The sequence below is a fragment of the Brevundimonas sp. TWP2-1 genome (genome assembly GCF_049897645.1).
Taxonomy (GTDB): domain Bacteria; phylum Pseudomonadota; class Alphaproteobacteria; order Caulobacterales; family Caulobacteraceae; genus Brevundimonas.
Window position 1 is genome coordinate 755,879 of record NZ_JAFCWR010000001.1, and the last position, 25,191, is coordinate 781,069.

24 protein-coding genes are annotated in these 25,191 nt (G+C 64.6%); 15 read left to right on the top strand and 9 right to left on the bottom strand.

Annotated elements, in window-relative coordinates; translation table 11 throughout:
- The first annotated feature begins 24 nt into the window (after positions 1-24).
- On the top strand, positions 25-3,630 hold the full coding sequence (locus ACP7BH_RS03920; protein ID WP_425983541.1) for an SIR2 family protein: 3,606 nt from the start codon (positions 25-27) through the stop codon (positions 3,628-3,630).
- A 248-nt stretch (positions 3,631-3,878) separates the two neighbouring features.
- On the opposite strand, the gene ACP7BH_RS03925 is transcribed toward ACP7BH_RS03920, so the two are convergent.
- Both ACP7BH_RS03925 and ACP7BH_RS03930 read right to left on the bottom strand, forming a co-directional pair.
- The gene (locus ACP7BH_RS03925; RefSeq protein WP_425983539.1) at positions 3,879-5,570 is read right to left on the bottom strand and encodes a hypothetical protein; all 1,692 of its coding nucleotides are present in this window, start codon (positions 5,568-5,570) and stop codon (positions 3,879-3,881) included.
- Between the two features lie 69 nt (positions 5,571-5,639).
- Positions 5,640-6,713, bottom strand: a complete 1,074-nt coding sequence (locus tag ACP7BH_RS03930; RefSeq protein ID WP_425983537.1) for a dsDNA nuclease domain-containing protein — start codon at positions 6,711-6,713, stop codon at positions 5,640-5,642.
- A gap of 572 nt (positions 6,714-7,285) precedes the next feature.
- Here ACP7BH_RS03930 and ACP7BH_RS03935 point away from each other — a divergent pair.
- Positions 7,286-7,483, top strand: coding sequence for a hypothetical protein (locus ACP7BH_RS03935; protein WP_425983535.1), 198 nt, complete (start codon positions 7,286-7,288; stop codon positions 7,481-7,483).
- Between the two features lie 257 nt (positions 7,484-7,740).
- On the opposite strand, the gene ACP7BH_RS03940 is transcribed toward ACP7BH_RS03935, so the two are convergent.
- On the bottom strand, positions 7,741-8,019 hold the full coding sequence (locus ACP7BH_RS03940) for a hypothetical protein (RefSeq protein WP_425983533.1): 279 nt from the start codon (positions 8,017-8,019) through the stop codon (positions 7,741-7,743).
- Positions 8,020-8,600: 581 nt separating this feature from the next.
- Here ACP7BH_RS03940 and ACP7BH_RS03945 point away from each other — a divergent pair.
- A complete protein-coding gene (locus tag ACP7BH_RS03945) occupies positions 8,601-9,149 on the top strand; it encodes an arylesterase (RefSeq protein ID WP_426043339.1) in 549 nt (182 codons plus the stop codon).
- Between the two features lie 5 nt (positions 9,150-9,154).
- On the top strand, positions 9,155-9,928 hold the full coding sequence (locus ACP7BH_RS03950) for an exodeoxyribonuclease III (RefSeq protein ID WP_425983531.1): 774 nt from the start codon (positions 9,155-9,157) through the stop codon (positions 9,926-9,928).
- Positions 9,929-9,976: 48 nt separating this feature from the next.
- Here ACP7BH_RS03950 and ACP7BH_RS03955 read toward each other — a convergent pair whose 3' ends face one another.
- Together ACP7BH_RS03955 and dinB are read right to left on the bottom strand one after the other, a co-directional pair.
- Complete coding sequence (locus ACP7BH_RS03955) at positions 9,977-10,537, bottom strand: alpha-ketoglutarate-dependent dioxygenase AlkB (protein WP_425983529.1); 561 nt, start codon at positions 10,535-10,537, stop codon at positions 9,977-9,979.
- Positions 10,534-11,607, bottom strand: coding sequence for a DNA polymerase IV (gene dinB, locus ACP7BH_RS03960; RefSeq protein ID WP_425983527.1), 1,074 nt, complete (start codon positions 11,605-11,607; stop codon positions 10,534-10,536). Before dinB ends, ACP7BH_RS03955 begins: the two co-directional genes overlap by 4 nt.
- A gap of 109 nt (positions 11,608-11,716) precedes the next feature.
- On the opposite strand from dinB, the gene ACP7BH_RS03965 reads away from it, so the two are divergent.
- From ACP7BH_RS03965 to ACP7BH_RS03975, 3 genes are all read left to right on the top strand, one after another.
- Positions 11,717-14,971: an error-prone DNA polymerase gene (locus ACP7BH_RS03965; protein WP_425983525.1), complete on the top strand. Its 3,255-nt coding sequence runs from the start codon at positions 11,717-11,719 to the stop codon at positions 14,969-14,971.
- 152 nt (positions 14,972-15,123) lie between these two features.
- Entirely contained in the window at positions 15,124-15,471 is a 348-nt protein-coding gene (locus ACP7BH_RS03970; protein WP_425983523.1) for a hypothetical protein, read from the top strand.
- A 47-nt stretch (positions 15,472-15,518) separates the two neighbouring features.
- Positions 15,519-16,157, top strand: a complete 639-nt coding sequence (locus ACP7BH_RS03975; protein ID WP_425983521.1) for a hypothetical protein — start codon at positions 15,519-15,521, stop codon at positions 16,155-16,157.
- A gap of 438 nt (positions 16,158-16,595) precedes the next feature.
- Here ACP7BH_RS03975 and ACP7BH_RS03980 read toward each other — a convergent pair whose 3' ends face one another.
- Positions 16,596-17,312 carry a hypothetical protein gene (locus ACP7BH_RS03980; protein ID WP_425983519.1) on the bottom strand — a complete coding sequence of 239 codons (717 nt, stop codon included), beginning with the start codon at positions 17,310-17,312 and terminating at the stop codon, positions 16,596-16,598.
- 288 nt (positions 17,313-17,600) lie between these two features.
- Between ACP7BH_RS03980 and ACP7BH_RS03985 the strand changes: the two genes are divergently transcribed.
- The 3 genes from ACP7BH_RS03985 (at position 17,601) to ACP7BH_RS03995 (ending at position 19,480) form a co-directional block, all read left to right on the top strand.
- Entirely contained in the window at positions 17,601-17,993 is a 393-nt protein-coding gene (locus ACP7BH_RS03985; RefSeq protein WP_425983517.1) for a hypothetical protein, read from the top strand.
- 78 nt (positions 17,994-18,071) lie between these two features.
- On the top strand, positions 18,072-18,389 hold the full coding sequence (locus ACP7BH_RS03990; protein ID WP_425983516.1) for an excalibur calcium-binding domain-containing protein: 318 nt from the start codon (positions 18,072-18,074) through the stop codon (positions 18,387-18,389).
- A 587-nt stretch (positions 18,390-18,976) separates the two neighbouring features.
- Positions 18,977-19,480 carry a thermonuclease family protein gene (locus ACP7BH_RS03995; RefSeq protein WP_425983514.1) on the top strand — a complete coding sequence of 168 codons (504 nt, stop codon included), beginning with the start codon at positions 18,977-18,979 and terminating at the stop codon, positions 19,478-19,480.
- Between the two features lie 115 nt (positions 19,481-19,595).
- On the opposite strand, the gene ACP7BH_RS04000 is transcribed toward ACP7BH_RS03995, so the two are convergent.
- Positions 19,596-19,925: a helix-turn-helix domain-containing protein gene (locus ACP7BH_RS04000; RefSeq protein ID WP_425983512.1), complete on the bottom strand. Its 330-nt coding sequence runs from the start codon at positions 19,923-19,925 to the stop codon at positions 19,596-19,598.
- Between the two features lie 157 nt (positions 19,926-20,082).
- Here ACP7BH_RS04000 and ACP7BH_RS04005 point away from each other — a divergent pair, with 157 nt between their 5' ends.
- The 4 genes from ACP7BH_RS04005 to ACP7BH_RS04020 all read left to right on the top strand — a co-directional run bounded on the left by ACP7BH_RS04005 (position 20,083) and on the right by ACP7BH_RS04020 (position 22,921).
- Complete coding sequence (locus ACP7BH_RS04005) at positions 20,083-20,334, top strand: hypothetical protein (RefSeq protein WP_426043329.1); 252 nt, start codon at positions 20,083-20,085, stop codon at positions 20,332-20,334.
- A gap of 2 nt (positions 20,335-20,336) precedes the next feature.
- Positions 20,337-20,684, top strand: a complete 348-nt coding sequence (locus ACP7BH_RS04010; RefSeq protein ID WP_425983508.1) for a hypothetical protein — start codon at positions 20,337-20,339, stop codon at positions 20,682-20,684.
- Between the two features lie 196 nt (positions 20,685-20,880).
- The gene (locus ACP7BH_RS04015; protein ID WP_425983506.1) at positions 20,881-21,294 is read left to right on the top strand and encodes a TadE/TadG family type IV pilus assembly protein; all 414 of its coding nucleotides are present in this window, start codon (positions 20,881-20,883) and stop codon (positions 21,292-21,294) included.
- A gap of 1 nt (position 21,295) precedes the next feature.
- Positions 21,296-22,921, top strand: coding sequence for a TadG family pilus assembly protein (locus tag ACP7BH_RS04020; protein WP_425983504.1), 1,626 nt, complete (start codon positions 21,296-21,298; stop codon positions 22,919-22,921).
- 432 nt (positions 22,922-23,353) lie between these two features.
- On the opposite strand, the gene ACP7BH_RS04025 is transcribed toward ACP7BH_RS04020, so the two are convergent.
- Positions 23,354-23,566, bottom strand: a complete 213-nt coding sequence (locus tag ACP7BH_RS04025; RefSeq protein ID WP_425983502.1) for a hypothetical protein — start codon at positions 23,564-23,566, stop codon at positions 23,354-23,356.
- Positions 23,567-23,851: 285 nt separating this feature from the next.
- Between ACP7BH_RS04025 and ACP7BH_RS04030 the strand changes: the two genes are divergently transcribed.
- Complete coding sequence (locus tag ACP7BH_RS04030) at positions 23,852-24,028, top strand: hypothetical protein (protein ID WP_425983500.1); 177 nt, start codon at positions 23,852-23,854, stop codon at positions 24,026-24,028.
- Between the two features lie 67 nt (positions 24,029-24,095).
- On the opposite strand, the gene ACP7BH_RS04035 is transcribed toward ACP7BH_RS04030, so the two are convergent.
- Positions 24,096-25,190 (bottom strand): cytochrome-c peroxidase, encoded by a 1,095-nt coding sequence (locus ACP7BH_RS04035; protein WP_425983498.1) that lies wholly within the window; start codon positions 25,188-25,190, stop codon positions 24,096-24,098.
- Between the last annotated feature and the right edge of the window lies 1 nt (position 25,191).

Sequence of the window (25,191 nt, forward strand, 5' to 3'; positions counted from 1 at the left end):
CCCAGCCGGCGTGGAGGGCTAAAGGTGACTCTCAGATTTTCTGATGCGGGACCGGAGTTTCCGCGCCCTCTCATCGACGCCATGATCGATGGTGATGTGGTGTTCCTGTGCGGCGCGGGGGTCAGCGCGCCGCAACTACCCGGCTTCCAAAAGCTCGTCGAGGACACTTACCGGGCCTTGGACATGGATCGAGATCGGTCTGAAGATCTATCCTTCAACGAGGGCCGTTTTGAGGAAGTACTCGGCGCTCTCGGCCGGCGCCTAGCCGACTCCCCGGCTATGGAGCGGGAGGTCGTGCGCCTTTTGCAAATCCCCGAACATCCCTTTCTCGGAAATCACGAGACGATCCTCCGATTGTCCCGAGATCTCAACAACCGGCCCATGGTCGTCACCACCAACTTTGACAATCTCTTCGAACTGGCCTTGCACCGCGCCGATCCAAGCCAATCGGTTCGACATGAGAGCGTCGCCGGCCAGGCCCTTTCGGCTCCAGGCAGTCTTGAGTTCGGCGGTGTCATCCATCTGCACGGACGACTCGAAGATCCGACTTTGGAGCTTGAGAAGACCCCTCTCGTCCTTACATCGGCCGACTATGGCGACGCCTATATGCGTTCGGGATGGGCATCTCGCTTTCTCTTCGACCTCGTCCGCTGCAAGACCGTGGTCCTTCTGGGATACCGCGCTGGGGACGCGCCGGTTCGGTACTTCCTCAACGTACTGGCGGCTGACCGAACGCGCTTTGCGGATCTTAAGCAGGTGTACGCTTTTGATGCGGTCGTCAGCGACGTCGCCGAAGCCGACGCCCGCTGGACCGCACTGGCCGTGGAGCCATTGGCATACACAGCCCCGACCGATACCGCGACTGGCGCTCCAGATCACAGCGCACTTTGGAACGATCTGGCCCAACTCGCCAATGTAATCGAGCGTCCGAAACTAAGCCGACGAACCATGACTGAGGAGATCCTCACCAAGGCCTATCACGACAGCAGCGAGACGGAACAGAAAGCCCTGATTTGGCTGTTCCGAGACCGGACCGATCTCCGCGACATTCTCATCGCGACCCTGACCGATCCCCTTTGGTTCAAGTTCATGCGCGAACACGACCTGATCCCCGACATCGATTTAAGCTGGGTAATCCCCGCTTGGATCGCCCGCGATTTCGAAAGCTATGACCGATTGGAGGTCGCGCTTCATTGGCAGGCGATCCTGTCGCCCAAGTTCAACGAGCATCTTTCGAGGCGGCTACGCGACGTGAATTCGCTCTCACCTTTGTGGCTAAGGGTTTGGCGGCTGATTGCCGATGTTGACGTCCGTCCCGATGGGTTCGACCTGACCGAGCACCAGTTGATCCGGACATTAAGGAGCGATGTCGTTTTGGACGCCGACCTCCGGGGGGCCGTCTCCCACCTCGCGCCGCTGCTTGAGCTTCAGTCCAGCCGAAAACTGATGGCGTCAGCCTCGCGTGATGAGCCGCCGGTTAGAGTGGCCGATATCGTCTGGCCCGACATGGCGCTGCGCGACAGTGGAGAGCTTCACGAGTTGATTGAAGTCTTGACCAGCCGGGCCGATGACGCGGACCGGCTAATGGATTTGGCGACGGAGGCGCTCAGATCCACAATCGCGACTTCGGTCGACGCGGGGATGATTGTCGAGACGTGGGATTCCAATGATCAGGACGTGCCTTCGGTCGAGGAGCATTCGCAAAACGATCACCACGGCGGCGTGATCGGGTTGGTCCGACTCCTAATAAATTTGCTCCCAAACGTCGCCCGCCAGTCTCGCGAACACGCTCGCGATCTGGCGCGCGATTGGGCCCGGCTTCCAGGCTCGGTTGGCGTGAGGATGTGGCTCCACGCGTTACGTAATCCCGATGCATTCTCCAGCGCCGAGGCCGCCACTGGCGCCCTCGGCCTCTCCATCGGCGATTTCTGGGCCTCCCGTCGCGAGCTGCCGCTGTTGCTACGCGATCGCATGGGTGACGCCGCGCCAGAGCTCTTAGCCCAGCTTGAACAGCGGATTATCACAGAGGGCGACGAGTACTTCGGCCAGTATGACCTAGAGGTGGGCCAAGTCGACTGGCGCGACCACGCTAGAGACTCTTCCGTCTGGCTCAGACTGAAAATGATGGGCGCCGCTGGCGCTCTTAGCTCGGATGGTAAGGCAGAACTCGACGCCATCGTTGGTCGGCGAGACACCTTGAACCGCGAAGCCGAAGATACCGACTTCTTCGGATCCTACTCGTTTGGGGTGCGCGCAATCGTGGGCGATCCTGGCCCCATCGAAGCTGCGGCAGACGAGGAGCGCCTTGAGGTCGCACACCAGGTCATTCAGAGTCGGGACTTCCAGCTTAGAGACGGATGGAGCGCCTATTGCAGCTCCGACCCTCAAGGCGCGCTCTCGACATTGAGCAGTGCCGGTTGGGAAGTGGCCAATGCTGAGCTCTGGAACACATTCTTAAGCGCACTCTCATTTGCAAAAGCGCAGCAGGTTCCAGCGCAACAGACGCTCCGTACCAAGACCTTCGGCCACCTCTGGGCTGCCGATGACGACTTTTTGGCCCTACTCGCTGATCGACTTGTCGACTTGCTTTCAGCTGGCTCGCGAGCTGGTATCGCCGATCAATGGTGGGATCGCCTTTGGTCCTTCATTGTCAAAACCCCCGCCGACGCGGAGCTCGAGAATGACTTGTTATCGACAGCCGTCAACAGATCTGCGGGCCGACTGACCCAAACGCTCCTTGCCGACATCCAATCGCGCCGGAAGGCGAACCAGGCGACCGACGACTTGGTGGCGAGACTGACACAGGCCGCGACTGACAATGGATGGGCCGGCCTGCTGGCATCGGCGGTTATGGTGCGTGACATTCCATTCGTCATAGCGGTCGCGCCGGACGTGGCTGACCCAATTCTCGTCGACCGCACGAGCGGAGACTCAGACCACGCCAAGGCGCTGCGCCGCGTTCTCATCACCTATCCGAGCGTGACAAAGAGCTTCTCAAAGAAATTCGCCGGCCAAATCCTTCAAGGTTCAGTGGACTGGACAAGCGACAGTCGCTCCGACCACGTAGCGGCGAAGCTCCTTCTTCCAGCTCTTCGGATCATTCGAGGCCAAGACAGCGAGGACGACTGGGGGACGACCGTTGCCGATGCGGCAGCGACCCTGCGCAATGGACACCCCTCGATCCGTCTCGGCGCCGCGATGTTGTTAAGGCAGTGGTCGCAAACGGAAGAGGAGGATTCTGCCGCATTTTGGCGCGGCGGCGTCGGGCCGTTGATGTCTCGGATTTGGCCAAAGGCGTCACAGTTCGTGAGCGAGGCCATCGCGGGTCATCTAGTCGCGATCGCCATCCATGCCAAAGAGGCGTTTCCGGAAGCCTTCCTCGCTTTGAAACCTTATCTCGCGCCAGCCGGACATCGTGCGAGAGGCGTCTACGCCCTGGATCAGTCGAATATCCCAGAAGCTTTCCCTAGGGAGACTTTGGAACTGCTCTGGCTCACCTGCGGTCCGAAAAGCAATGGCCAAGCCTATGAAATCGCCTCATTGCTCGATCGCATAGTCAACGTGAGACCTCAACTAGAGACTGATCGACGCCTGCAATGGCTGGAACTTCGCGCGGTGTTTGTCCGCTGAGCCGACATTCGGTCGCCTGAAAACCTACGTCCGAGAGGTCACCTAGCCCGCTGTCGCCACCATAACAGTCGCCAGTTCTCGGACGGTTCTTCGAGTCGCGTCCGAACGTCGATGAGCGCTCTAAGTCACGGGGCGTACTGGCGCAGCGGGCACGCCGAAGCCCATAGTCCTTGGGGCTCAAGCCTCGGCACCGCTCATGCGTCGCCGCTACACACTCCACACGTCACCCGGGCTTGGCCGACATCTCTCTAGAGGGTGCCTGTCGCGGCAAGAATGGCGTCGGTGAACGGCTTCATTTGCGCCTGCACCTGATCATAATCCTTCTCCCGCAGGACCTGATGTTTGCGCTCCCCGAAAGATCGAACATCGACGCCGTCGAGTGCGACCTTGCCGACATCTTCGGTTGCGACGATCACTTGGCTGCCACGGGGGGCGTTCGTGAAGATGAACTGGAGCATTTGCGGCAGGTGGACGCCGTCCTGACCCTGCTGGTTGGGGGCGTCGATCACCAGGGGATAGTGCATATCCGAAGCGCTTCCTGAGCGAGAATGCAAAAAGGCGTAGTAATAGGCTAAGAGAGCACGCGGCCCCTCGCTCCCACGCGCTGTCTTGATTGTCGTGATCGACTGCCGCGCCGGATTATCGAGGCGGACATCAAGCTGTATCGCGTACGCGGAGAGCCTTGCCCGGAATCCCGCCAGGATCTCGCCGCTGCGTTTTTTGCTCGTGAACGCCTCCATTGCGGCTTTCAGGGCCTCGATACGGGCCTCCACCTGGGCCATAGCCAGTAGTTTCTCGTCCAACGCACGGCGCAGAATCTTGGCGGCCTCTGTCTTTCCAGCAGCCACCACGACGTCACTTAGCGACAGGCTTGCACGTCGAGATGCGAGGAGCGTCTGAATTCGGCCAAGCGGCCCCCGGACGTCATCGAGCTTTGCCCGCTCCTTGGTTTCACGCGAGATTAAAGCGAGCAGGGAGACGTTGGCCTTGCCCAGCGCGTCTGTGAGGACGCCTTCGTCGGCGATCAGCGCAAAGCGATCCGCCAAACGGTTTTCATACCCATGGCCACAAGTCGGACACTCGACTTCGTCAGGGAGAGAAGCGGCCATATTGAACTCGCCGCGCATTTCCATGAGAGCGCCTTCGAGCAGAGACTTTTCTGCGCGCAGGGTGTGGGCTTGCTCATGTAGATCGGATATCGCGCGCCTGTATGTGGCTTGGGCATCCAACAGCCTGGTGCTTTCCGCGACGAGATCGGCGATCTCGGCCTCGAACTCTTGAAGGTCTAAGGTAGGGCCGGCTTCTGCGCCGATATCCTGAACCTGAGTGATGGTTTCGCGCAGCGTGGCGACCGGCCCATCCATCGCCGTCAAGAGCACGCGCTCCTTCTGGGCATCCGCCTTGGCCTCATAATACCCATCCGGTTTTAAACCGGAATGATACTCCGCCAAGGTGCGCGAGCTGTTCGGGAGATAGAGATCTGCGAACGAGTCCCACGCCTTCGCCCACCCTGCGTCCTGGTCGATGTAGAAGGGCGCAAATATATAGGATGGCGGCGGCGTCAGGCTCGCGCCGTACCCATCGCTCATGACCAGCTTGAACCCTAATACATCGGCGAGTTTCGGCCCCCAGTCCTTCACAAGACCTTGCCCCATGAAGAGCAGTTCCCCCTGTCCGTCGAACAGGGCGTGCACCCCGAGCGCCTTGACGGCGGCGAAGGCGGTGCCGTCAAGCTCGAAGCGGAGGCAACTCGAGACGTTCGCGGACTTCCAACTGTCGTCAATCTTCTGCGGCGTCGCCCCCAGGGTCTCGTAAAGACTCTTCACGATCGCCGACTTTCCGAAGCCGTTGCCACCCTGGATAACCAGTCTTTGCGAGTCCAGGGGCACGCTCAACGCGCGCCGCTCCGTCTGGGACAACAGGGAGAGTTCGACGAACATTAGCTGGGGCATTCTTGGCCTCTTTTAGGGATCTCAATACCCGCCGCAGCCGGGTCGTATCTGCGTGGCTCACAGAGTTCGCTCCATGACTTCAACCGTCAGCGCCGCGTCGAGGCCGTAAGCGGCCCCGACTGGCGCCGAGAGTTGAGTCGCCGCAGCCAGGGCCTCGGTCGTGGGTCTGACACTGTCAGCAACCAGGTGAGGATTGGCGGCGATATGTAGCGACAGGGCTTCAGACAGAGCGCCGGCGTCATGGCTCCCACGCCGTCGATCATTCCAGTAGGCCAAACATGCCAGCCGCAGCCGCTGCTGGGCGATCGCGCCGACGCCGACGCTGGATAGCTCTGATGCCACGACATCCCACCATTCCAGCGGGCTCCGGCGATGGTTGGCGATCCGCTGCGCCAGATTGTCGAGATCGGCGCGCGCCAACGACTTTCGCGAAAGCAAGGCCTGCAGGTTGGTCGGCCGGCTCACATCCCCCGTGCATCGGCCGACTTCACTGAGCAAGGCGTCATAAACCGGCTTAGGGGCCGTCCCTCCGGTCGGATCCATCCGTTCGGCGAACTCGGCGACTTCACCCAGCACGGTCTTTCGATAGCTCTGTAGATCAAGCGGGGTGCGCTCGTAGGTCAGGCGTTCGACGTGGATAGGACTGACGCCGTTCGGAAAGTCCGCCGCCAAAGCGCCAGCGACCGCGTCACAATCGTCCTGGGACAAGGCGCCGAAGGTAAACTCGCCATCGTCAGACTTCACCTTCTTGCCATCGGCATACTTGGCGCTCAACGGCTGATTGGAGACGATGGCGGCCCGCAGAATATCGGGGCCAAACTGATCGATGTTGTAATAGGCCTTGCCCAGGATCGACCGCGGCAGGTCGCCACGGCTGCCGCGGTAAGCCAACTGCTTGGTCGTCCACGCAGCGTCAGCCTTCGACTTCACTTGGTAGAAGGATGCGTCCGCGTCCGGGCCGGTAATCAGAATTAGGTCATCATGATGATCGAAGAGCGCCGTGAAATCCTGCCCCTCCTTGTGGAGAGTGAGAACCTTGAGAAGTGAGAAATGGATCTGGAAATCGAAGGCGCGATAAGCCGCGGACCCGGCGGTCTCCCGCGGCTTAACCCCTGCGATGGTCGCGTCCATAGAATCCCCCTCCGACGCCCATAGGATGCAACACACTGACCAGGCGTTGCAATACCGCAGCTATGCGGGTCCTAAGCTTGGCTTTCAATCCCAGCGTGTCGGCGGGAGGAGGGGGCGGCCGAGAATGTCCGATAGTGGCCGCACTAGGCCGACTGGTCACCGCCGAGCGGAATCCCTAAACGTCCGCGTTGATTTACTAGCAGTCATCCCACTCGAGCGCGTGTGTTCGTTGCCCGGGCAATCTCGAGCGACCGGCAACTCTATCGCCTGAAGGCCGAACTCGTCCCATCCAGCATCGCTGTTCACCGCTCGGACGAGCACGCCTGAGCGCCGCCGACCTGAGGACGTTCTGCATCCCCTCGCCTGTCCGTTCAGGGAGCAGAGGGAGATGGATCGGCGCAAGGCCCTCATCGGCGCGGGTGAACGCAACAGACGGTGCCGATGACGCACAGCTGGGATCGCCAAGGCGGTTCAGTCCCATCTGGTGCGCTCCTGGCCTGGGCGTCCGTCACCGCTGAAGGTCTCGACGCGGCTGACAGAATGGATCAGTTTGCGACGGTCGAACAACCCCAGTGATCCTCGCCATGCGCCCTTTCGTCCTGCTTCCTGTCTTCCTGCTGGCCGCATGCGCCCATTCACAGGCGTCGGATCCGCGCGCTGAAGCGACCGCGGCGTGCCTGGGTATTGCGGCGAGAAACGGCGTCGCGATCGGCGGCGCTCCCGCTCAAGACACCGTCGTCATGGGGCCGGAATATGCTCTGGGAGAGTAACCTGGCCGGCGACCTCGGCCCGGGGCGAGGTGCTGTGCATGCTCCACGACGACCAGGTCCAGTCGGTGGCGGTCGGGGGCAAAGACGTCTGGCGTCGTCGTTGACCCGCTAGGATCGCCGCAACCGGCCGATCCGTGCGGAATGCCGAAGGGCCACCGGCGTCGAGACGCAGACGAGCGCCGTCGTCGAGCGCCAGAGGCTGGACGCCAACTCCCGATGCCGAGGAAGCCCGCCCCCTCGCGAGGGCGGGTCCTGGATCACCAGTTCTCGGGGAGGGTCGGGCCGTTGCCGCCGCACACATAGATCGGCGTGGCGTCGTAATAGGGCGAAGGCACATTCGCCCTCAGGACGTAGCTGTAGCTGCCGGAGCGTCCGCAGCCTCGGTCGGAAATCTCGCCGAGATATTCGGTCTTCGCGGCGTCGGCGTAATAGACGTAGTGATAGGCGGTCAGATCGGTCTGAGCGACGGCTGAGGTGACGCCGGCGGCGCCGACCAGGGCGGCGCCGACAAGCATGGCTTTAACGCGGATTTTCATCGGGTTGTCTCCATGTGCACGCCCCATCGCGTGCTCAGGCAGACCACACCGACGACGAACCGGAAGCAACTCACGGGCGCGTCATAAACTACGTTTCAGTTGTGAAGCTTGAGGGATCAGAGGAAACGTGCGCGCCCGACCAGCCGCTTGAAGAGGCTGTCGGCGCCGACGAGGAGGAGGCCCAGCAGGTTCATCGGTCGAACATGCCGCCACTCCGGCGACCCGGTCACCATAACGATTGGTAATCAGCCGGCCAGGCTTAGAAGAACCGATGCCCAAAGGGGGATCAGGCCGCCCAGCCTCAGGCCGCGCCGGCCTTGGCGGTGTCAGGTTCTTCGTTGCCGTTCGTCGCGGGCGCCGGCCCCAGGCCTCAGCGGGCGGCTCCACGGCCTCTTCGGCCAGGCGCCCTGCCGTTCGCGGAACGAGAGCCGCGCCCGAAGCCTTATCCCCGGAAACGAGACCGCCATGCCCTTCCCTTCCCCCCTTGCCGACCCCGCCCCCGCCTTCGTGACGGGCCCGATCCGGGTCTTCCGCTGAGCGCCCGCCCCCACGGCGCGCCTGCGGAACGCGTCGTCACCCTCCTGGGCGACTCCCTGACCGCCGGCTACGGCCTGAAGCCCGCCGAAAGCCTCCCGCGTCAGTTGGCCAAACGCCTGGAAGGCGGGACGCCGCCCGTGCGGATCGTCGGCGCCGGCGTCTCCGGCGACACCACGGCCGACGGTCTGCGGCGGGTCGATCGGGACGTGCCGGCCCAGACCGACCTCTGCGTCCTCGCCCTGGGCGCCAACGACATGATGCAGCTGGTCCCCGCCGACCGCGTGAAGGCCAATCTCCTGGCCATCATCGACCGACTGCAACGGCGCGGCGTGTCCGTCCTCGTCTGCGGCATGCGGGCGCCGCCCTGGTTCGGCGCCTATGCCTGGGCCTTCGACGCCGTCTATCCCGAGGTCGCCCGGGCGTCCGGCGCCGCCCTCATGCCCTTCCTGATGGAGGGGTTGGCGCTGCATCCCGCCTATGTCCTGCCGGACCGGATCCATCCCAACGCCGTCGGCGTGGGCCGCATGGCCGACGCCCTCGCGCCCCATGTGCGCATCGCCCTCGACGCCCTGGCGGCTCCAGAGCCGCGGTGATCGGGATGCGGATCGCCACCTTCAACATCAATGGCGTCAAGACTCGGCTGCCCAACCTCCTCGCCTGGCTCGAACAGGCGCAGCCCGACGTGGTCTGCCTGCAGGAGTTGAAGGCGACCGACAGCCAGATTCCCGCCGCCGAGATCGAAGCGGCCGGCTATGCGGCGGTCTGGGCCGGCGAGCATCGCTGGAACGGGGTCGCCATCCTGAGCCGGATCGGCGAGCCGGTCGTGACCCGACGCCGGCTTCCGGGCGACGCCGACGACCGCCAGGCCCGCTATATCGAGGCGGCGGTGAACGGCGTGCTGATCGGCTGCCTCTATCTGCCCAACGGCAATCCCAGGCCGGGGCCCAAGTTCGATTACAAGCTCGCCTGGGCCGACCGGCTCCTCGCCCATGCGGCGTCGCTCTATCCCACGGCGGCTCCGGTCGTGCTCGCCGGCGACTACAATGTCGTGCCGACCGACGCCGACATCTACAACACCCGCTCGTGGCAGACCGACGCCCTGCTCCAGCCCGAGAGCCGCGCGGCCTTCCAGACCCTGCTCGACCAGGGCTGGACCGACGCCCTGCGCGAGCGCTTCCCGCACGATCCGCCGCCCTGGACCTTCTGGTCCTATTTCCGGGAGGCCTGGTCCCGCGACGCCGGTCTGCGGATCGACCATCTGCTGCTCAACGACCCCGCCGCCGAACGCCTGACCGACGCCGGCGTCGATCGCGCGGTCCGCGGTGCCGAGGGCGCCAGCGACCATGCGCCGGTCTGGATCGACCTGGCCTGACAAGACCGATCAAAACCACTTCAAGTCAGCCGGCCGCCGCAGCGATCGTCAGGCGGCCAGGGTCCGGAAGGTAATGGAATAGCGCAAGGCCGTCATCGGCGTGATCGAATGCTCCCAGACCGCCCGCGCCTCTCCCGACAATCGATAGGCCGAGCCGCACGCCAGGGGCGCGTTTCTGCGCAAAAAGCCCGTCCCCTCGCGACGGCGCAGCCGCATCACGCAGGGCGCCAGCAAAGACAGGCCCAGGATCTCGCCATAGACGGGGCGGTCGCGATGCCAGCCGATGCCCGCGCCCGGCTGATATTCATTGACCAGAACCTGGACGAAGGCCGCGCCGTCCAGATCCAAACGCTTCGCCAAGCGCGCCATCAAATCCGAGAGAAACCCCGGCCATCCCGCGCCGTCGCCCTCGCGGTCGAAGGCGGCGATCCGGCGATGACCGAGGTAGCCCAGATGCTCATAGGGCTTGAACGCGAGCGTCTGGAGCGCCTCGACCAGCGCGGCCTGTTCGGGCGCCGACAGGACGTCGGCCCAATAGTCGAACCCCGCCACGACCGGCGCAAATACAGGCGCCTCTCCGAACAGGTCGATCTGCGCCGAGCCGGTCACGACAGGGCCAGTTGTTTCGCCGCCGCGCCCGTCGTCTCCAGATTGGACAGGCTGACCCCGACCAGCCGCACGCCACGGGTCGGCGGATAGAGGGACCGGACCAGCAGCCGACTGACGTCGCGCAAGGCTTCTCTGGAGGCCACAGGCTCGGACAGGGACCGGCTTCGGGTCGATTGCTGGAAGTCGGCCCATTTGACCTTGACGGTGACGGTCCGCCCGCGACTGCCCGCCTTTTCGCACCAGGCCCAGACCTCGTCCGCCATCGCCGCCACTCCGGCCTCGATCGCCTCGGGCTCGGTCAGGTCGGAGGCGAAGGTGGTTTCCGACCCGCTCGACTTGCGCGTCCGGTCCGGATTGACCGGCCGATCGTCATCGCCGCGAGCGATGGCGTAATACCAGGGCCCGGACTTGCCGAAATGATGCTGGAGAAAGGCCAGGGACTGGGGGCGCAAATCCGCGCCGGTGCGGATCCCCAGACGCTCCATCTTGGCGGCGGTCACCGGCCCCACGCCGTGAAACCGCTGAACCGGCAGGGCCTCGACGAAGGCCTCGCCCCGCCCAGGCGCCACGACGAACTGACCGTTGGGCTTTCTCTGGTCCGAGGCCAGCTTGGCCAGGAACTTGTTGTAGGAGATCCCGGCCGAGGCGGTCAGGCCGGTCGCCTCCAGAATTCGCCGCCGGATCGCTTCCGCCGTCGCCGAGGCGGTGCCCAGGCCGCGCCGATCGGCGGTCACATCGAGGTAGGCCTCGTCCAGCGACAGGGGCTCGATCAGGTCGGTGTAGTCGGCGAAGATCGCGTGAATCTGCGCCGAGACCGCGCGATAGACCTCGAAGCGCGGCGGGGCGAAGACCAGGTCCGGGCATTTGCGCAGGGCGGTCGTCGAAGGCATGGCCGAGCGCACCCCGAACCGACGCGCCTCGTAACTGGCGGCGGCGACCACGCCGCGCGCCGCCGCATGGCCCACCGCGACCGGCCGCCCGCGCAGGGTCGGATCGTCCCTCTGTTCGACGGAGGCGAAGAAGGCGTCCATGTCCACATGGACGATCTTGCGGATGGCCGATCCCTGCATGACGCCCTGCATATCAAGACGAGAACAAAAAGGAAACATTTTTGCAAGGCCACGCTTGCCTTCCGCCGTTCGGCGGTGCTGTCGAGGACGCCAACACCCGCGAACCCTCATGTCCTACGTCGAGCTTCAAGCCACCTCGCACTTCTCCTTCCTGCGCGGCGCCAGCAGTTGCGAGCTGCTGTTCGAACAGGCGCGGCTGTGCGGGCTGGAGGCCCTGGCCATCGTCGACCGCAACTCCCTGGCCGGGATCGTGCGCGCCCATGAGGCGGCCAAGGCCTCGGGCGTGCGGCTGATCGTCGGCTGCCGCCTCGACCTGGCCGATGGGACCGGCCTGCTCGTCTATCCGACCGACCGCCCCGCCTATTCCCGTCTCACCCGTCTGCTGTCCCTGGGCAAACGTCGCGCCGGCAAGGCCCAATGCCATCTCGACTGGGCCGACCTGAAGGACTGGGCGCAAGGCCTGATCGCCGTCCTCGTCCCGGACGAGGCGGACGACGCCTGCGCCGCACGGCTGCGAAAGCTCACGACGACCTTCCCGACCGGCGCCTATCTGGCCCTGACGCTGCGGCGACGCCCCGGCGATGCGCTGCGCCTGCACGACCTGTCCACCCTGGCGTCCCAGGCCGGCGTGCCGACCGTCGTGACCAATGACGTCCTCTTCCATCATCCGGACCAACGCCTGCTGCAGGACGTCGTCACCTGCGTGCGTCACGGCTGCACCATCGACGAACTGGGGTTTCGGCGCGAACGCCATGCGGACCGCTATCTGAAGCCTCCCGCCGAGATGCGCCGCCTGTTCAAGGCCTATCCCGAGGCCCTGGCCCGCTCGGTCGAGATCGCCGACCGGTGCCGCTTCTCGCTCGACGAACTGGCCTATCAATATCCCGACGAGGTCTCGACGCCGGGCATGACGCCGCAGCAGACCCTGGAACAGCTGACCTGGGCCGGCGCCGCCGATCGCTATCCGGAAGGGCTGCCGGACAGCGTACGCCGGACCCTGCGTCACGAGCTCGATCTGATCGGCAAGCTGGACTATGCGCCCTATTTCCTGACGGTCCATTCGATCGTCCGCTTCGCCCGCAGCCGCGACATCCTGTGCCAGGGGCGCGGCTCGGCCGCCAACTCCGCCGTCTGCTACGTCCTGGGCATCACCTCGATCGACCCCGGGCGCAACGACCTGCTGTTCGAGCGCTTCGTCAGCCAGGAGCGCAAGGAGCCGCCGGACATCGATGTCGACTTCGAGCATGAGCGGCGCGAGATCGTCATGCAGTGGATCTTCGAGACCTACGGCCGCAACCACGCCGCCCTCTGCGCGGTCGTCACCCGCTATCGGTCGCGCGGCGCCCTGCGCGACGTCGGCAAGGCGCTCGGCCTCAGCGAGGACCTGATCAAGACCCTGTCGTCCCAGGTCTGGAGCTATTCCAGCGAAGGGGTCGAGGACAAGCACGTCGAAGGCCTGAACCTCAATCTGGAGGACCGCCGGATTCGGCTGGCGCTCGACCTGTCACGTCAGCTGATCGGCGCCCCGCGCCACCTCAGCCAGCATCCCGGCGGCTTCGTCCTGACCCGGGACCGCCTGGACGATCTGGTCCCGATCGAGCCCGCGGCGATGAAGGACCGCCAAGTCATCGAATGGGACAAGGACGACATCGACGTCCTGAAGTTCATGAAGGTCGATGTCCTGGCGCTGGGCATGCTCAGCTGCATGAAGCGTGGTTTCGATCTTCTGGCCGAGCACAAGGGGATCGCGCTCGACCTGGCCACCATTCCGGCCGAGGACCCCAAAACCTACGCAATGATCAGGAAGGCCGACACCCTGGGCGTCTTCCAGATCGAGAGCCGAGCCCAGATGGCCATGCTGCCCCGGATCAAGCCCCGCACCTTCTATGATCTGGTCATCGAGGTCGCCATCGTCCGCCCCGGCCCGATCCAGGGCGACATGGTCCACCCCTACCTCCGGCGCCGCGAGGGCAAGGAGGCGGTCGTCTACCCCAAGCCCGAGCTGGAGAAGGTGCTCGGCAAGACCCTGGGCGTGCCCCTGTTCCAGGAACAGGCCATGCGGGTCGCGATCGAATGCGCCGGCTTCACGGCCTCGGAGGCCGACCAGCTTCGGCGCGCCATGGCGACGTTCAAATTCACCGGCGGGGTCAGCCATTTCAAGGACAAGCTGATCAACGGCATGGTCGAGCGAGGCTACAAGGCCGAGTTCGCCGAAAAGACCTTCAGCCAGCTCGAAGGCTTCGGCTCCTATGGCTTTCCCGAAAGCCACGCCGCCTCCTTCGCCCTGATCGCCTACGCTTCGTCCTGGCTCAAATGCCACCACCCGGACGTCTTCTGCGCCGCCCTGCTCAACGCCCAGCCGATGGGCTTCTACGCCCCGGCCCAGATCGTCCGCGACGCCCAGCAGCATCAGGTCGAGATCCGCCCGGTCTGCGTGAACGCCAGCCGCTGGGACTGCACCCTGGAGCCCGGCGGTTCGGATGGCCGTTTGGCCGTCCGCCTGGGCTTCCGGATGGTGCGCGGACTGGCGAACGCGGACGCCGCCCGTATCCTGGCGGCCCGAACGGTCGGCGCCTTCCGCTCGGTCGACGACCTGTGGCGACGCGCCGGCGCCCAGGCCTCAAGCCTGGTCCGACTGGCCGAAGCCGACGCCTTCCGCCCGGCCCTGTCCCTCGACCGCCGCGACGCGCTGTGGGCCATCAAAGCCCTGCGCGATGAGCCCCTGCCCCTCTTCGCCGCCGCCGACGCCCGCGATCCGCAGCCCGAAATTCAAGAACCCGACGCCGACCTCAAACCCATGACGCCGGGCCGCGAGGTGGTCGAGGACTACAGCCATCTCGGCCTGACCCTGCGCGACCATCCGCTCAGCTTCCTGCGCGGCGAGCTCCAGACCCGCCACGTCATGACCTGCGCCGATGCGACAGGGATGCGCGACGGACGCCTGACCCGGGTCGCCGGCCTGGTGCTGGTGCGCCAGAAGCCCGGCAGCGCCAAGGGGGTGATGTTCATCACCATCGAGGACGAGACCGGGGTGGCCAATCTGGTGATCTGGCCCAGCCTTTACGAACAGCAACGCCGCATCGTCCTGTCGGCGACCATGCTCGTCGTCGACGGCAAGGTTCAGCGCGAAGGCGAGGTCGTCCATATCGTCGCGACCAAACTCCATGACGCGTCCGGCCTGCTCGCTTCGGTCGGCGATCGGGGCTCGGCCTTCCCTCTGCCCCACGGTCGCGGCGACGAATTCCATCGCGGCGGCTCGCCCGACGCCCGCGACGCCCCGCCCCGGACAGTCAGGGCGAGAGACATCTACATCCCCGATCTGCACCTCGACACGATCCGTCCGAAGACCCGGGATTTTCGGTAGCGAAGGCCAACCGTCCATCGCGAGCGCCGGACTGGCGATGCGCCGTACGGCACAGGTTCCGCAGCCAAGAATATGAAGACTATCAACCTTTGCCGTCGGAACGAACGCAGGCGGCGGTCCCTTTTGGTGGCTCACCCTGAAAGGAAATCACCATGTTGAAAGCCGTCCTCGCCGTCTCGGCGACCGCCGTCTTGCTGACGGCCTGCGGAAATAACGAACCGAGCGAAGCGCCTGTCGAAGGCCCTGCCGTTTCCACCGCAGAAGCGCCGATGAACCCGGCCGTCGACACCCAGGAGACGTCTGAACAGACGGCCCTCACGCCCGGCGCCAACTCCTTCACCGAAGGTCAGGCCAAGGCGGCCATCGAGAAGCAGGGCTATGTCGTCTCCGGCCCGCTCACCCAGAACGAGCAAGGCATCTGGAAGGGTCAGGCCACCCGTGCGGGCGGCGACCCGATGACCGTGGCGGTCGATTACAAGGGCGTCGTGACGCCCCAATAAGCTCAGCCTGATTTCCACCTCTCTCAAACATTCCCAAGGACCCCATCATGGCCACCGTCACTCGGCTGTTCGACAGCCACACCGAAGCCCTGGACGCCGTTACGAAGCTCGAATCCTCCGGCGTCCACCACGACAAGATCAGCATCGTTTCGAACAACGCCGACAACTGGCATTCCGGATCCCGCGATCACAAGGCCGGCCCCCTGGGCGACCGTAACGGCGACGGCGAAAACGACGTCGCCGACGGCGCCGGCAAGGGCGCGACCACGGGCGGTCTGCTCGGCGCAGGCGCGGGCGTTCTCGCCGGCCTCGGCATGCTGGCCATTCCGGGTCTCGGACCGGTTGTCGCCGCCGGCTGGCTCGCCTCGACGGCGGTCGGCGCAGCGGTCGGCGCCGCAGCCGGCGGCGCGACGGGCGGCCTGCTCGGCGCGCTGAAGGAATCCGGTCACAGCGACGAAGAAGCGAACGTCTATTCGGAAGGCGTCCGTCGTGGCGGCACGCTCGTCAGCGTCAAGGCCGACGGCGACGAGGCGCAGCGGATTCAGGCGATCCTTGACGGCAGCCGTGGTTATGACGCCGCCACACGCGGCGAAGCCTATCGCCAATCGGGCTGGTCCGGTTTCGACGCCGAAGCCAAGCCCTACACCTCGGATCAGATCCTCGAGGAACGCGCCCGCTATCGATAAGGCGACCGCCTATCTCTGATTTCAGCGGCCCGGCGTCATCGACGTCGGGCCGTTTGAGTCTGGCGGCTACACTGAACGCCCGTCGACAGCCGAGGGGAACTCTGAAACGGACGGTTTTCCGGGGCTCCGAACCGAATCCCACGGAGACTGTGGATATCCCGGACCACCGCCTAAGAGGCTGGGATCGGAAACAAAAAGCCCCGCGCTCTGATTAGGGCGGGGCTTTCAGTCACAAGAGATCACCGTGACATTTCGGAAAATCTGAACCGCGTTGCCCTACGCGTCAAGCAGGCGGCTATTCCTTTCGTCGAAATGCCCAGACGAAGCCAGCAAGCGCTGTCACCAAAGCTGCCATCGCCATGATAAGTTCTGGTGTCATCCTTCCTCCTTTCCAGTGCGCGTGCTGACCTCAGGCCTTCGCTGAAGGTCAGTTCGCGATTAGATCGGGCAGCTCTGCCCATTCGGGTTCACCTCGGGTCCGACCGAAGGCGGATTGCCGTTGGCGTCGTACTTGATCGTCTCAGGGCCATAGACCGTCAGCTTGTAGGTCGGGTTCGGACCTGTGGTCTGCGAGATGATGTAGAAACGCGCGTTGACGCCGCCGCCGCCGTTGTACTGAGTGTACGAAGGTGTGTTCATGACATTCACAAGTGTTTGCATGCCGGCCTGATCGCCGCCGTGAATACCGGACGGTGGCGATGGCAGATGCTGGCCAGGGGCATGATTGTGAATCATGCCGATAATCTGGGCCATGTTCGGGATGTCTTGTGGAACCAGCTGTGTGCTGGGCTGCTGGGTGCTTCCGGGCGGCGGGAAGATATCGCCATCGACGATCGGGCCGAGGGTAACGGAGCCGTCGGGCTGCAACAGCAAAAAAGCGCCGCGCTCACGGTAGTTCAGATCGCCCTCACCGGCAGCGAGCGCTCTCTCCAGAAACTTCTGGATAGCCTTGGCAGCTGCCGCATCAATATTCCACTCGCGTTTCGTGTGAGGGTCCGAGCACGGATCTAGACTGCTGTCGACTGGCTCTATAACGGCAACATCACCGGGAAGCGGAGTATTAATTTCAATCCGCTCTGGGAACGGCTGCATAGATTCGTTAGGTCGGCGCTGACCAACGACGGTGATTTCGCCGAGATCTGTTGGGTTAGTCATTTGTAATCTCCAAGGCCCTGATTGACCTTGGAGAAGGCTAAGGCACCGGCTTCCTCAGGCCGGGAGATTGCCGATCACGACGCACAAGCGGTGGATTCACTGAGGATTGTCGCCGCGAAGTAGGATGGCTGGACGGTCCTACCTGTGCATTTCTGACCGGCGTTATATGAAATTGGGAGACCTCACTGACTGGTGAGATGCAGCCCTCGACTCGCGCACCGGCTGTGCTAGACCAGCGTTATGTCGGAGCAGAGGGCTCCGGCGATAATCGATCCGGGGGGATCACCTATGAAGAAGACCATCATTGCGGCCGCCGTTGCGGCCGCCCTGAGCACGGCTGCCTGTACGACCACCGAGAAGGTCAGCGTCATGATGCCTGGCGACCGCGCAATGACGTGCACGCAGCTCAAGGAAGAGTTTGCCAAGCTGGATGTCATCAAGCGTGACGCCGATAGCGACAAGGGCGTCAACGGCGCCAACGTAGCCGCCGTCTTGCTGTTCTGGCCTGCTGCCGCCGGCAACTATCTGAACGCCCGTGATGCTCAGCAACTGGCCGAGCAGCGCCGCACCCACCTGATGTCGTTCTATAACGACAAACAGTGCGACAACCCTGCTAACGCAGACCTGCGCATTATGGTGCCGAACGCCCTCCTGGCGCCGATCGGTCAGGGCGGCCTCTAAGTCTAAGACGCCTTGAGTCTGGCGGCGGCTCTACCAAGAGCCGCCGTTTCCTGTTGAGCTCGCCAGGAGGCAGCACCGATGAAGCTGACGATCGCACTTTGCGCACTTGTCCTCGTTGTAGCGCCTGTAACCGCCGCCGCTCATTCTGGTGGCCTTAATGCCGAGGGCTGCCACAACGACCGGAAGAATGGCGGCTATCACTGCCATCGTGGGAGCGGATTTCGCGCAGCGCCGTCACGGCCTCAAGGTCAGCCTCCCAGGCCATTATCTGGCGGCGCCTTCGCTAACTGCGCAGCAGCTCGGGCCGCCGGCGCATCTCCAGGCAGACGAGGTGATCCGGGCTATGGATCGCACCTGGATCGAGACGGTGACGGCGTCGGGTGCGAGCGAGGCTGAGCTCCCCCGCAGCGATGCCTACTCGGTTCAGATCGGCGACATCACCAGCAAGAATGGAGCAGATCGAACCATTCTTTTGCCTTGTTCGCCGCAAATCGGATGTGCCAGATTTGTGTGGGCTTGTGTCCCGGATTGAGCCGAAAGCGATCCGAGAGATCGATTAACGCGAAGTAGAGCGCCGGCCTTTCGAACGAGTTGAGTTTTACCAAGGCGAACGTAGGATAAGAACGTCTCCGCTTTCTCTGGCGTGTGCGCACCATGCGTGCGGCGAAGTGACAAGGCGTTCGCCGTTTTGGTGTTCCGTCGACATCAGGAGGATCTGCGTCGGAAGTGAAATAGGTCGCCGGCCCCAAGGCTGGTTTTTTCTTAGTGTGAGAGTCTCGTTCTCGGCGGCGCCCGCATGACTGGTCCTGGCGAGTTTCTGATCTTCAGCCTAGCCGGGTGCCCACGATTGGCGGGCCTTCGGACCGCACCCCTACCGGTCGGTCAAGGTTCTAAGTGTGACCCGGGGAAGCCTCTCGACAGGCTCGCCAGAGGGAGACACCTCGCCATAGCCTTGGCCGGGTGACTTCAGCTACGACGCCAGGATGATCACTGCGTTCGTCCTGGCCATCACGCTGCAGTCCGCCACGCCCGCCGCCCCTTTGATCGGGCGAGCCACGGTCATCGACGGCGACACCTTGGAGATCGGCGGCCAACGTGTGCGGCTATGGGGCGTCGATGCGCCCGAAGGCCGCCAGTCCTGTCAGCGCGACGGCGAGACCTACCGCTGTGGCACAGAGGCCGCCCGCCACCTCGACCGGCTGATCAACGACCGGCCGGTGACCTGCACGCCGCAGGGTCGGCCGGATCGGTATCGACGAATCGTGGCGCGTTGCGTGGTCACGGCCGACTGCGGGCCAACCGAGGACTGTAAGACCTTCCGCAGGGATCTCGGGAGTTGGATGGTCGCTGCCGGTTGGGCGCTGGATTATCCCCGCTACAGCGACAGCGAGCACGCCGAGCAACAACATGACGCCGAACAAAGCCGGAAAGGGCTGTGGGCGGGGACGTTCATTAGCCCGTGGGACTGGCGCGTCGGCAAACGCTAGCCGCCGCATAAGAAAGACTGAAGGCTTGGAATGAGAAGGCCGCAGACGGGCATCACCTCCAGATCGCCGAGAACCGCCTCGACGTGAAGCCTGAACGCAGAGCCGTCGCAGGAGCCTAAACGGCCTTCGCCATAGCGCGCACGACGGCCAGGACAGCTAGCCGCTGATCCTGGCGCAGCGAGGAAAAGGCATGCAAGAGCGGCCGCGCTTCCGGAGCGATACCGTCCTCGCCGCAGAGCGCCGCGACGGACGTGTCGAGGGCATCGGCGCATTTCATCAGCGTGGAGGCTGACACCCGATTCACCCCGCGCTCGTATTTCTGCACCTGCTGGAAGGAGACGCCAATGGCGTCTCCGAGCTGGGCCTGGGTCACGCGGCGGGATTCTCGCGTCTCTCTAAGGCGAGACGCAATCGAGATATCCAAAGGGTCGGGGCCGTCGATCATGCGGCGAAGCTAGCAGGGTCCAACGGCGCCGCCCATGAGCAATGTGACGTCTAAATACAGAATTAATCAATCCGCCCGCAAACTGAGCGTGTGTAGATACGCGTCTTACTAGTCCCGGCTGTTTCCATAGGAGAGACCCATGGCCGCTAGACTTCAGATGATCGGTGCTGCCTTCAACGCCTGCCGACACGCTACCGAGGGCGACGATATGGATCATATCGAAAGACTCGAACAGTTGATCCTCAAACACAAACCTCTCGGCGCCGAGGACGCCGGCATCGTCCTGTTCACCGCTTTGGGCAACCTCCGCAACGGAGGGCGACCCGACGAGCTGGACGTCCACGCTGTCGAGCGCGTGATTGAATGGATCGAGCAGCAGTCGACACCGGCGCTTCAAGCCACGGGCTGACCATGTCGGTCGTGATCTCGGAAGATCGCGCGTTTAGCCTGATCGCATCTTATGCGAGGGTTCATCCCGAGGTCCTCCAGTCACACTCGTCCCCGGAAGCCTTTGCGCAGGCGCTTCATCGCGCCAACGTCGAGGCCTTTCGGCGGCGATACCCGCAGTCTGAAGACGCGCGTCCTCCGGTTTGCGTCCAGTGGACCGACGAGGTTGATCCTGGCGACGTCAGCAAAGCGATCAATGACTGGCTGTACAACGTCGCACTTCCGGACGACCAAGATCTTGAGCGCGGGCTTGAGGCGATCGTTCAAGACATCGCGCAGAATCGAAAGCCGCTGGACCCTGCTCAATCCTGAGGCTGGCTTCGCTTGGGATGAGGCGCCTGGAGACGTCCGCGTCAGACGAATATCCCGGCGACCAAGATCTTGGTGACGTGCGCGTTTTCCTGACGCTGCTTTCCGCGCAAGCGACAAGCACAACTGGCAACCATGGCGAGTAACGAGTCGTTATCTAGGCGTGTGATACTATTTTGACGTGTGAGGAGCGCGTCAAATGGAACGTTCAATCCGTCGCCGTCCTGAGCGCCAAGGCGCCGCCGCCGTGGAGTTCGCCCTCGTCGGCCCGTTGTTCATCGGTATCCTCATCGCCATCGTCGTCTATGGGTTCTGGTTCCTGAGCGCACAGTCCGTTCAATCACTGGCCGCAGAGGGCGCCCGAGCAGGGATCGCTGGCCTGGATGCGGCGGAGCAGACACGACTGAGCCAGGCCGTAGTGATGGCCCGAGGCCGCGACATGGGACTTCAGCCCGACCGGCTCTCCTCGCAGGTGCAGACCGATCACTCCTCATTGCGTGTCGTGGTCGCCTATGACCTCAGCGACCACCCCCTGCTCCTCATCGGCGGATTTCTGCCTCAGCCCCCCAAGACGATCGCGCGCTCTGCTGCGATCCAGATCGGGGATCAGTAGGATGGCTCGCGATCCGCTGTGGACCGACCGCGACGGCGGCGTTGCGGTCATCAGTGCGGTTGGCGCGGCCTTGGCCTGCATCGCGGCGGCGGTCGCCGTCGATCTCGGAGCCTTGGCGCTGCACACCCGCAAGGTCCAGGGCGCTGCGGATCTCGCAGCCCTGGCCGCCGCCCGGCGATTGGACGGCGCTGACGCAGCCGCCCGGACAACGGTCGCGCTCAATCTGACGAACGTCCGCGTCGTCGGGACTGAAACAGGCCGGTATGTGCCGGATCCGGCACGAGAGCCGGCGGACCGCTTCGAAGCCGGCGCATCCGAGGTCGATGCGGCGCGCGTGACCGTCACGGCCAAGGCGCCGGTCTATTTCAGCCGCTGGCTCCTCGGCCGCGACGAGGTGCTGGTCACCCGCCAGGCGACGGCCGCTGCGCCGCAGACGCCGAAGGCGATGATCAGCCTCGGCTCGCGACTGGCCCGGCTGGATAGAGGCGTCGCCAATCAGGTGCTGAGCGGTCTGCTGGGCAGCGAGGTGTCGTTGAGCGTGATGGATTACCGCACCCTGGCGGATCTGGACGTCAATCTGCTTCAGTTCTCGGACGCCCTGGCGACCAAGGCGGGCGTGACGGTGGGCGACTACGATCGCCTTCTGGCGACGGAAGTGGACGCCGGAGACGCGCTCGACGTGGTGAAGGCGCTGGCGGGAGGGCGCGACGGCGGCGCCCTGGGACGGTTGACCGCAGCGGCGGCCGGCCTGGACCTCAAGATCGATCGCCTGATCGGCGCCGAAGTCGATGCCCGGCAGGGATTGCGTGATGGCCTGGACGCTCAGGTCAGCGCGCTGGATCTGGTCATGGCCATCGCGGAGATCGCGGGCGGCGACCGACAGATCGATCTCAAGCTCGGCGCCCAGGCCGGCATCGCGGATCTCAAGGTGACGCTGGCGATCGGCGAGCGGCCGAATACCTCGCCGTGGATCGCCGTGACCGCGCGGGGTGAACCCGTCCTGCACACGGCGCAGGCGCGGCTCTATCTCCGTGCGCGAACGGCGCAGACATTGTCGGGTCTGGCCCAGATCAATTTGCCGATCCTGATCGAACTGGCCTCCGCCGAAGCCCGCCTCGAAAGGCTGAGCTGCGCGCCGGAGCGCGCCGTGCGCGTCGCCGCGCGGCCGGGTCTGGCCCACGCCATGGTGGGCGCGGTCGATGAAAGCCGTCTGGAAGATTTCAAGGCGCCCATCGCGCCGGCGAAGGCGACCCTCGCGGCCGTGCTGGGTGTCGTGACGGTGAAGGGCAAGGCGGATGTCGAGGTCGCGGATGTCGCGCCCCAGTCCGTCGCCTTCAACGCCCAAGATATCGCCGCGCGCCGGATCAAGACCGTGAAGAGCCGGAACCTGGCGACGGGCCTTGTGACCAGCCTCCTGCAGCGCCTTGAGCTCGACGTCATCGGCCTGCCCCTTGGCGGCATCGCATCGGCCGTCGGCCACCTCCTCGCCCCCTTGGGACCGGTTCTGGACAGCGCGATCTCGCCCGTCCTCGACGTCCTGGGCCTCAAACTGGGAGAAGCCGATGTCTCGGTTCTCGGTCTATCCTGCCCGGACACCGGCAGAGCGCCGCCACGTCTCGTGGGCTAGGCGGCAAGAAGGTCTGACGTTGCGAGCTGCCGGGCCATGGCCAGAATAAGCTTGCGTGCGTCGGCAGCGAGGTCCGACTCTTGCGAGATCAGTTCGTTGGCCCAAGCGTGACGGGCGGATCGTCAATCTGGCGTCAGCGCCGGCCGCGAGACCTTCGAAGACAAGATCCCCGGCGCGTCCAGGGCTGCGGCCATCTATTTTTGCAAGCTTCGACGAGGAGATCCGATTTCCTTTGCTCTCGCACGGCTGATCCTGCTGGAAAATTCACTCCAATATCCGGCGCGAGCGCCGTCTGACTGAGGACCATCGCCAGCCAGGGCGTGGCGACCGTGGGACGGTTGCCCCCCACCGGCCGTCGTCCGGCAACCTCCGCGTATGGGGCGTCGGCGGTTAGGCTGGATCCAAGCGGCCAGGAGTGCGAACGCGATCCGATCAAGGCCTCGACCGCACCTCGAAATCGAGGGTCCAGCGGCCCTCCCCTGCCCGACGAAAGTCTGCGACCGGCGCAGCGATCTGGCGATCCAAGCCGTCGAGCAGCGCAGTTCCCCCGCCAACCGAGGCAACCGTTGCGTTCGTCTGCCAGAACGGGCCGCTCTCGCCCTTCAGCGTGAAGCGCAGATGGACGGTGTCGTTGGCTTTGGGCATGGCGCGCTCGGACAGGAGATCGTTCCGGACAAAAATCAGCCCCGTCGCACAGGGCGACGAGGCCGGAAGTCGATTGGGAGGAAACGCCCAGGAAGGGCAGACCCCAGATGGCGATAGCCGGCCGGCGGTTCAAGGGCGATCCCACGACCTCCGCCGTTGTCGTCCCTAGCTGTCTAACAGTGCGGCCGCCACGACCGGCGCCAGACCATCGGCGATGATGCGCACGCTCTGCGTCCCGCCGACGAAAATGCACTGACCCATACGCTTGGAGCGGACTTCCGCGAGGTGAACATCATCAGTGTGCCCGAGCAGCTTGAAGCCGCAGCCACCCTGTTCGACCGCCTCGCTCTCGCTATCCGCAAGGCCGCAGCCGTCGCTGGTCTCGCAGGCCTCCTCGTTCGGGTGGGAGCCATCGCGGCGGGCGTGCGCGAGCGGGCGCGCGAGGCGGCCCGCCTCAAGTGAGACGAACGTCCCGGGTCTCTCACAGCGCCGCGGCGAAGCGGGGCTTCCGCTGTCGGCAGGCCCAGCGTCACAGGGTTTCCAGGAAGGCCGCCAGCGCCTCTCGCTCCTCCGGCGTCAGGTCGAGGCGCTGGACCAGGGGATCGGTCGTGGGAAACAGCGGATCCTCCGCCTGGTCCTGACGGGGCCGGGGTCTCGCCCCGCCCGCCGTGTAGAAGTTCACGACGGCGTCCAGGGAGGGAAAGAGGCCGTTGTGCATATAGGGCCCGGTCTGAGCGACGCCGCGCAGGCTGGGCGTGCGGAACCGGCCCACATCGGCGGACGACCGGGTGACGGCGTAGCGGCCCCGGTCTTCGAGCGGGCGACCGTAGAAGTGCAGACCCAGATTGTGGAACTTCATGTCGCTCAGGAGCGGGCCGCTGTGGCAGTTGGCGCATCCGCCCCGCGTCCGGAAGAGATGCAGCCCCTTCAGTTGCTGATCATTGAGGGCGCGGCGGTCTCCCTTGGCGAACCGTTCGAACCGTCCGCCTCGCGGGCGGAGCGACCGCTGAAAGGTCGCCAGGGCCATGGAAATCCGCCGCGCCGTAACCCGGTCGTCGCCAAAGGCCGCCGCGAACGCCGGAGCGTAGGACGGGTCGGCCGCAACGCGCAGCTCGACCTCAAGGAGGTCGCCCGCCGCCATCTCCACGGGATCGATCAGAGGGTGCAAGGCCTGGTCTTCAAGGTCCGGGCTTCGGCCATCCCAGAATAGCGGCTGAACCCAGGCCACCGTCAACAAGGACGGGGCGTTGCGGCGCCCACGCTGCCGGTCGTGACCGAAGGAGGTCCTCATGCCGTCGGCGAAACCCAACTCCCGCGCATGGCAGGAGGCGCAGGCGATCTGACCCGATTTCGACAGCGTCGGATCATCGAACAGACGCGCGCCGAGAGCGACCTTGGCCGCACTGGGCGGGTTGTCCGCTGGATGTTGGACGGGCGGCAAGGGTCCAAACTCGGTGAAGGCCGCCCCGGGATGCAGCGTCGGTCTCGGCCAGGTCTCGGGCGGGCCGGCGTAGGCGAGGCGCAACTCTCCCACCGTCTCGGGCCCCTGAACCCCCGACACCGCCGATCCGGCGACAAGGTGGATCGCCAGAACGAAGCCGCAGACGATCAGCCCGTCTTTCACG

What these genes read in the sequence shown, in the direction of transcription:
- ACP7BH_RS03995 (WP_425983514.1), top strand. Translation starts at nt 18,977, where the DNA reads ATGATCACTGCGTTCGTCCTGGCCATCACGCTGCAGTCCGCCACGCCC.
- ACP7BH_RS03925 (WP_425983539.1), bottom strand. Translation starts at nt 5,570, where the DNA reads ATGTTCGTCGAACTCTCCCTGTTGTCCCAGACGGAGCGGCGCGCGTTG.
- ACP7BH_RS04015 (WP_425983506.1), top strand. Translation starts at nt 20,881, where the DNA reads ATGGAACGTTCAATCCGTCGCCGTCCTGAGCGCCAAGGCGCCGCCGCC.
- ACP7BH_RS04025 (WP_425983502.1), bottom strand. Translation starts at nt 23,566, where the DNA reads ATGCCCAAAGCCAACGACACCGTCCATCTGCGCTTCACGCTGAAGGGC.
- ACP7BH_RS03980 (WP_425983519.1), bottom strand. Translation starts at nt 17,312, where the DNA reads ATGACTAACCCAACAGATCTCGGCGAAATCACCGTCGTTGGTCAGCGC.
- ACP7BH_RS03950 (WP_425983531.1), top strand. Translation starts at nt 9,155, where the DNA reads ATGCGGATCGCCACCTTCAACATCAATGGCGTCAAGACTCGGCTGCCC.
- ACP7BH_RS03990 (WP_425983516.1), top strand. Translation starts at nt 18,072, where the DNA reads ATGAAGCTGACGATCGCACTTTGCGCACTTGTCCTCGTTGTAGCGCCT.
- ACP7BH_RS04020 (WP_425983504.1), top strand. Translation starts at nt 21,296, where the DNA reads ATGGCTCGCGATCCGCTGTGGACCGACCGCGACGGCGGCGTTGCGGTC.
- ACP7BH_RS04000 (WP_425983512.1), bottom strand. Translation starts at nt 19,925, where the DNA reads ATGATCGACGGCCCCGACCCTTTGGATATCTCGATTGCGTCTCGCCTT.
- ACP7BH_RS03985 (WP_425983517.1), top strand. Translation starts at nt 17,601, where the DNA reads ATGAAGAAGACCATCATTGCGGCCGCCGTTGCGGCCGCCCTGAGCACG.
- ACP7BH_RS03965 (WP_425983525.1), top strand. Translation starts at nt 11,717, where the DNA reads ATGTCCTACGTCGAGCTTCAAGCCACCTCGCACTTCTCCTTCCTGCGC.
- ACP7BH_RS03930 (WP_425983537.1), bottom strand. Translation starts at nt 6,713, where the DNA reads ATGGACGCGACCATCGCAGGGGTTAAGCCGCGGGAGACCGCCGGGTCC.
- dinB (WP_425983527.1), bottom strand. Translation starts at nt 11,607, where the DNA reads ATGCAGGGATCGGCCATCCGCAAGATCGTCCATGTGGACATGGACGCC.
- ACP7BH_RS03940 (WP_425983533.1), bottom strand. Translation starts at nt 8,019, where the DNA reads ATGAAAATCCGCGTTAAAGCCATGCTTGTCGGCGCCGCCCTGGTCGGC.
- ACP7BH_RS04010 (WP_425983508.1), top strand. Translation starts at nt 20,337, where the DNA reads ATGTCGGTCGTGATCTCGGAAGATCGCGCGTTTAGCCTGATCGCATCT.
- ACP7BH_RS03970 (WP_425983523.1), top strand. Translation starts at nt 15,124, where the DNA reads ATGTTGAAAGCCGTCCTCGCCGTCTCGGCGACCGCCGTCTTGCTGACG.
- ACP7BH_RS03975 (WP_425983521.1), top strand. Translation starts at nt 15,519, where the DNA reads ATGGCCACCGTCACTCGGCTGTTCGACAGCCACACCGAAGCCCTGGAC.
- ACP7BH_RS04005 (WP_426043329.1), top strand. Translation starts at nt 20,083, where the DNA reads ATGATCGGTGCTGCCTTCAACGCCTGCCGACACGCTACCGAGGGCGAC.